Origin of the sequence: Pseudoalteromonas sp. APC 3691 (assembly GCF_030408135.1) — a bacterium.
Lineage (GTDB): Bacteria > Pseudomonadota > Gammaproteobacteria > Enterobacterales > Alteromonadaceae > Pseudoalteromonas.
Genome location: NZ_JASDCB010000108.1, coordinates 1 through 6,324, shown reverse-complemented (window position 1 = coordinate 6,324; position 6,324 = coordinate 1). Strand labels below are relative to the sequence as shown.

The 6,324-nt window shown below is 36.0% G+C and carries 7 protein-coding genes, 1 tRNA gene and 2 pseudogenes; 4 read left to right on the top strand and 6 right to left on the bottom strand.

The window, feature by feature from the left end:
• Window positions 1-97, top strand: a pseudogene (locus tag QL998_RS19975) (IS5/IS1182 family transposase); the annotation flags it as partial.
• Window positions 98-451: 354 nt separating this feature from the next.
• Here the strand turns inward: QL998_RS19975 and QL998_RS19970 are convergent.
• From QL998_RS19970 to QL998_RS19955, 4 genes are all read right to left on the bottom strand, one after another.
• A tRNA-Ile gene (locus tag QL998_RS19970) sits at window positions 452-528 on the bottom strand.
• A 253-nt stretch (window positions 529-781) separates the two neighbouring features.
• Entirely contained in the window at window positions 782-1,279 is a 498-nt protein-coding gene (locus QL998_RS19965; RefSeq protein ID WP_290193346.1) for a hypothetical protein, read from the bottom strand.
• A 377-nt stretch (window positions 1,280-1,656) separates the two neighbouring features.
• A complete protein-coding gene (locus QL998_RS19960; RefSeq protein WP_004587604.1) occupies window positions 1,657-1,815 on the bottom strand; it encodes a YqaE/Pmp3 family membrane protein in 159 nt (52 codons plus the stop codon).
• A 72-nt stretch (window positions 1,816-1,887) separates the two neighbouring features.
• Window positions 1,888-2,454, bottom strand: a complete 567-nt coding sequence (locus QL998_RS19955) for a BON domain-containing protein (RefSeq protein WP_007586486.1) — start codon at window positions 2,452-2,454, stop codon at window positions 1,888-1,890.
• Between the two features lie 328 nt (window positions 2,455-2,782).
• On the opposite strand from QL998_RS19955, the pseudogene QL998_RS19950 reads away from it, so the two are divergent.
• Window positions 2,783-3,434 (top strand): annotated as a pseudogene (locus QL998_RS19950) (LiaF domain-containing protein).
• A gap of 38 nt (window positions 3,435-3,472) precedes the next feature.
• Here QL998_RS19950 and QL998_RS19945 read toward each other — a convergent pair.
• Window positions 3,473-3,889: a VOC family protein gene (locus QL998_RS19945; protein WP_197098795.1), complete on the bottom strand. Its 417-nt coding sequence runs from the start codon at window positions 3,887-3,889 to the stop codon at window positions 3,473-3,475.
• Between the two features lie 243 nt (window positions 3,890-4,132).
• Between QL998_RS19945 and suhB the strand changes: the two genes are divergently transcribed.
• A complete protein-coding gene (suhB, locus tag QL998_RS19940) occupies window positions 4,133-4,936 on the top strand; it encodes an inositol-1-monophosphatase (RefSeq protein WP_002957826.1) in 804 nt (267 codons plus the stop codon).
• A gap of 53 nt (window positions 4,937-4,989) precedes the next feature.
• Here suhB and QL998_RS19935 read toward each other — a convergent pair whose 3' ends face one another.
• Window positions 4,990-5,799, bottom strand: coding sequence for a transporter substrate-binding domain-containing protein (locus tag QL998_RS19935; RefSeq protein WP_290193345.1), 810 nt, complete (start codon window positions 5,797-5,799; stop codon window positions 4,990-4,992).
• A 371-nt stretch (window positions 5,800-6,170) separates the two neighbouring features.
• Here QL998_RS19935 and QL998_RS19930 point away from each other — a divergent pair.
• The coding region (locus QL998_RS19930; protein WP_182198119.1) for a transposase domain-containing protein at window positions 6,171-6,324 on the top strand (154 nt) is incomplete at its 3' end.

Genomic DNA, 6,324 nt, shown 5'->3' with positions numbered 1-6,324 from the left:
AGGGATAGCCACGCGGTATGAAAAGCTTGAACGAAATTATCATTCAATGCTCGCTTTAGCATTTACTATGATGTGGCTACCAATGTGGGCTGATTGATATATGTACTACAAAGATCAACAGCCCCTAGTTAACTCTTGTAGTTTTGAGCAATAAAAGTAATCGCTAATAAGTAAAAAGCTCCAACAGGGGCTTTTTTTGTATCCTGAAATCAGATGCAGCTCATTGTCATTTACAAAACAGAGCATGAATGGCATCTGATCTAACGCTGGAATTTAATAGTACATTCGCACTATTTCAAATTTAAGAAGGCTTAGCTTAATCTATGGATTTAACTTTATTTAGATTACGCTTATTATTAGGGATAAATAAAGAATAATAAATTGCCCGATATGAAATTAATGCAGCTTTAAATAATTTTAATAGATATTTACTTGGGAAAGTTTGTAAAAGTGGTGGCCCCTCCCAGACTCGAACTGGGGACCTAACGATTATGAGTCGTGTGCTCTAACCAACTGAGCTAAGGGGCCAACTTTATATAACTGCTAGGCAGTTAATTTTTGAAGCGTTCAGTCACAGAGCGACTAAAGCGGTTTGCAGTATAAAAACTTTTTAGGTGCTTGTCACTACCAAAAGCCTTTATTTTAACAATCAACAAGCTAACTGCTTAAATAGTAATCTTTTAAGTGGGCATAAATATAAAATGTAAGATATTTTCTATGATATTCACTGCATTAAATTATAAAAACCTCCTTCTCATATCAGTCTTTTATATTTAACGCTCTACTTTTTAAGCAAAGCTAACATATATGTATAGGCATACAAGGCTGTAAAAAATATGCTTGGGGCCACAGTAAGTGCCAAATTAGGTGTCTGATTAATTACATTCACCATAATTACTAAGCTCGCTTGAACAGTAATCGGAATTATAGGCGCAAAAAGCACTCCTGCTATTTTTTTGTTGTTTAAATATGAAGCGCTGGAGTTAATTGCGTTATTAAAGCTTTGTCGTATTGCTACGTTTTGTGGTGTTTTAGAATGAAACATACAAATAATCGGAGTTAAAAACGCAAGCGTTACATAACTCGACTTATACTTGTTGACGACCTTTTCTAAAATAAAAGTAAAAAACAGCGTTACAAATCCACTATACAAACCTTGTACTAATGCAGCTTGAAGCGTGACCGATTTAGCAATATCTGCCGAACTGTTCGCCCAGTAGGCCCAGCTAAAATAAAAAACGAATGACACAACGCCTGACAGTATAAGTCGAATATTCAATTAGCTACCTCAATATGCGTAAAAGCTTGGTTTAATGATAACACTAGAAGTGATGGTAATATTGTCACTAAATAATAGAGTAATTAATCGCGTATTGTAGATATATAAACAAACTAATGTTAAAGATTTCCTAACTGGCATCAATACAGAATCAGAACACTGCAGTTAGTTAGAAAGCTTAATTGAAGTAAGCAATGGTTTGGCTGAGGGAATTTTGGGAGTGAGTTACAAGAAATAATCACTTAGTTTGAGTAAATTAAAAATTAGATTTTGATAAAAAATATTTAATTTAAAAACTAATATTGTGAGCCGAACAGTACTGTGGCAATTGTATCATTAGGCCTCAGTAGTCGGCTTACACAATATATAATCTGTCATTATTTTTTCGCAATAATGTAGATTGCATGTATTAAACCTGGGAAATAACCTAGCAGTGTTAATAAAATATTTAACCAAAAATGCATACCTAAGCCAACTTGCAAAAACACACCTAATGGCGGTAATAAAATCGAAAGTATTATACGAATAATATCCATGATCAAACTCCATTTAAATTAAGCATTAGAAAGGCGTAAAGCCCAGTGTTAGTGGGCCTTAACTATACTGTATTATTCAGCAACAATAGCTAGTTTATCAACTACGTCACGAACATCTTCAGCATTTTTAGCAATTTTAACTGCTAGTTGTTTTTCAGCTTCAGACTCTACTGAACCGTTCAGAGTTACAATACCATTGTCGGTATCAACATCGATGTCTGTACCACCAACTTCTGAGTCAAACAGGAAGCGAGTTGTGATTACAGTGGTGATTTTAGCGTCCGTTAGGTCGTTATCATCATCGTCCATCATGTCATTGCTTTTATCTTTGGTATCCATGCTTTTAACAACAGTAAGGCTGTTATCAACATCAGATACACCATCTAGGCTAAGTACAAGTTCTTCTGCTAGCTCTTTATCAAGCTCGCTATTAACTTTACCTGTAAGTACTACTTTGCCATTTTTTACATCAGTGTTAATGTCAAAGTTGTTTAGATTAGTGTTCATAAGTAGAACGGTTTCTGCCTTACCATCAATCCAAGCATCTTTACTTTCGTTTTCCCAGCTGTTTGCTTGGGCACCCATAGCCGTAGTACCAAGAACTAGAGCTGCGATAATAGACTTGTTAAATGTTTTCATAATCTTTCTCCTTTTGATTAAAGACACTTTAACTAATGCGAGCTTCAGGCCAACTTTATTTACCCTTTAAATTCAACAACTTGAATTAATTAAGAGATTAAACCTTATCTATGTTTGTGTAACTATTTACAGGCTACTCGGTAAAACTTTCTCAAATAGTGAAAATAGCTAGATAATTGCTCTTTTGGTTAATCTATCGTTAATATAACAAAACAAAAAACACCGTTAAAAAATAACCAATTGATAATTAATGAAATTATATTTGGTACGCGGTTTGTAACTTAACTACAAGAGCAGTATCAATAGTAAATATAAGAAGGAATAACTCATGTCTGTAAAAGTTGAAGACCGCCCAATAGAACAAGTACGCGAACAAGTGATTGATCAATTACAGTCATGGTGTTATTTCTGTTGATGCATTTGAAAGACGTTTAGATAATGCGATGGATGCACCTAATAACGAAGCACTGCTAGCCTTAGTAGAAGACTTAACACTTAATACCGATCAGCAATATAAAGCAGAAAAACAATCGCAATTTAAACCACATTATAGTGCACAGCAAAACAGTGATGATGATTTTACATTACGCAGTATTTTAGGATCTAACGAGCGAAGTGGTCAGTGGGTTGTGCCAAAAAATATATATTTGAGTAACTTTATGGGATCGGTGGTGCTTGATTTTACCGATGCTATTTTTGCGCATCAAAATGTAACTATTCACGTTAACTGTATTTTTGGTAGCGATGAAATTTACGTACCAGAGCATGTCAATGTAGTGTCTAAAATGTTTTGTATTTTAAGTAGCCTTGAAAATAAATCTGTGTCGCTTAACAAACGCCAAGGCCCTACAATTCATATTGAAGGAAAGGCAGTAATGGGCTCGGTTGAAGTGAAAATAAAGCGCACAATTAAAGAAAAATTTATAAGCTTTGCAAATGAGCTAAAAACCCAGTTTGGCGCTGGAAATAATCGTTCATAAAGCCTCGTTAAGCACCGCACTTTGCGGTGGTTAACCTATTATAAATCGTTATTTCGCTCACTCGGGATATCACTTAAATATTCTACAAATTCTACTTCAAACCCTGCGGGGTCAATAAAATAAACATTCTTTCTAAAAGGGTTCTCACTACCTTGCTTACTTAGAGTAAAACCCGCTTTATTTAAGCGCATTACTACTGCGCTTAAATTATTAGTTACATAAGCAAAGTGTGCAAAACCAACTTGATGGCCCGATAAGCTTCTGTTTTCAGCCTCACCATGATCGCTTATCGCAATATAATGCGTGTCATCCCCAAAGTGTACCCAGCGTCTTGGTTTTCCATGCCAATCGCCTCTGCCCTCACTTCTAATCGACCAATGTGGAAATACAGCGCGATAAAATGTAAGCATACTATCTATATCACTCGCGACTAAGTTTACGTGCTCTAAATACATAATGTTATCCTATCAGTTAAGTTAGGAGTACGATAAAACCTCAAGTTAACTTTAGGTAAAGTGTTATTTAAATTTAATTTATTTAAATGCAGATAATTATTTTTTAAAAATATATAAACTTTTCAATCTTGTATAAAAAACAAACACAAGTATTTGGGGTTTATTGTTTACTTTATGGCAAAAGTCGCTAAAATACGCCGGCTGAAATATATAAACGTTCTTTTACAACCCAAAGGTAATACCATGCATCCAATGTTAAACATTGCGGTTCGCGCTGCGCGCAACGCAGGCAAAATTTTACTTCGCGCAAGTGAAGATTTATCAAAAGTTGAAGTGCAACAAAAAGGCGCTAACGACTTAGTAACTAACATTGATAAAGAAGCCGAAGCCGTAATTCGTGACACTATTTTACAGTCTTACCCTACTCACTCAATTGTTGGTGAAGAACTAGGTGAGCATAAAGGCAAGGATGATGATTACCAATGGATTGTAGATCCTATCGATGGAACAACTAACTTCATCAAAGGTATCCCTCATTACGCGGTTTCTATCGCACTTAAAGTTAAAGGTCGTTTAGACCAAGCTGTTATTTATGATCCAATTCGTGGTGAGCTTTTCACTGCATCTCGCGGTCAAGGCACTCAGTTAAACAGTAAACGTCTACGCGTTAGCAAAACTACGGTTCTTGCAGGCACTGTACTTGCTACTGGTTTCCCTTTCAAAAACAAGAACCACATGGATGCATACACTGAAGCGTTTAAAGCATTATTTGTACACACTGCTGATATTCGCCGTGCAGGTTGTTCTGCTTTAGATATGGCATACGTTGCAGCTGGCCGTGTTGATGGATTTTTTGAAATTGGTTTAAAACCTTGGAACTCTGCTGCGGGCGAACTAATGGTTAAAGAAGCGGGCGGTATGGTTGTAGATTTCGCCGGTGGTAATAACTATAACCACAGCGGCAATATTATCTGTGGTTCACCAAAACTGACTCAAGCAATTATCCGCGAAATTCGTCCAGTATTAACTGAGTCGTTACTTCGCTAATTAAATGCTATTAATAGCATACTAAAAAGGAGCCTAGGCTCCTTTTTTTGTGCCTAAAAATAAGGGTTATCGAGCTTAATCTCTATTGTTTTACCTTTTTCGTAAGGTAACGAGTTTAAATCTTTTGCGAAATATTCATCAAATAAAGCATCAAACTCGCCATTTTCTTGCATTATCTCAAGCCCTTTTTTAATTGCCACTGCAAGCTCTGGCTTACTATTTGATACAAAATAATAAAACCCTGTTGGATAACTCATATATAAATTAGGTACTATCACTAGGTTACTTTGTTTATTTGCCGCTAGCTCTGAATTAACCTCGATAAATGAACGTGGGAAGTAATCAATACGCCCTGCACTTGTTAAGGCAAACATAGCCTGATAATTTGCAAACGGCCTTATATGCAGGCCATTAAACGCCATTATTTTTGTATCAGGCCAATCATGACCTTGTACCGCAGAAAGCCTACCTAACTGCTCTAAGCTAGTAACACCTTTAAATCTAGCAATGCTGTTCTCACTTGTTAATAGCGCCCTTTTACCTATGTAGCCTTTAAATAATGGGATTTTAATCGCAATAGCTAAAGACTCTCTTTCGGGGCTGCTCATACTCCAGTATAAATCTAAATTTTTTGTATCTAGTGCTATTAAAGTACGTTGTTGATGGGGATGAATTAAAACGGGGTTAATCTCTGCAGGGTATTGTGCGCTCACCAATGCTTTTTCTAATAGCTCGTTAAGGTAGTCGTCACGAGCATATTGCACACGCTGCTCCTGCGCTACATTTACGATATTTACCTCACTCGCTAAAGCGCTGCATACAAACAAACTTACTACGTTAATCAAATACTTTAATGGCAACATAATTATCACCCTAGTTATTATCGGTAGTTTTAACAGTTATTATTAATAGTTTAAATTATCGCGTTATTTAAGCTAAACAGCTTCCAGCGCCTAAATATAAGATGACGATATTATGATTAATAACCGCGCTATTAATACTTATTTTAAATACATAGTACGACGTTACACTCATGGCGTGCTCTACAAAGTTAGCACTGTTTATTCATACTTGCACAGTAAAGCTAAAACAATCGTGAGCACAAATATATTACAGGCAATAAAAAACCGCCCAATGAGCTAACACCGATCAGTTAAGGTATTTTTGATCGGTTGACCGATCTTTTGGTTGCTTCACAATACCCTTATCATCTTTTGATTATGAGGGTATTTTTATGCTTAGTCATTGGTTACTTGATACAGATATATTCGCCACTCCTGACTCTTTATCTACATTTCAGAAACATATCCCTCTTGAGTGGATTTCTAATGTGCTCGAGCAGACCGATAAAGCAAGTATTCGCAAACGTAAGTTACCTGCTGAGCTTG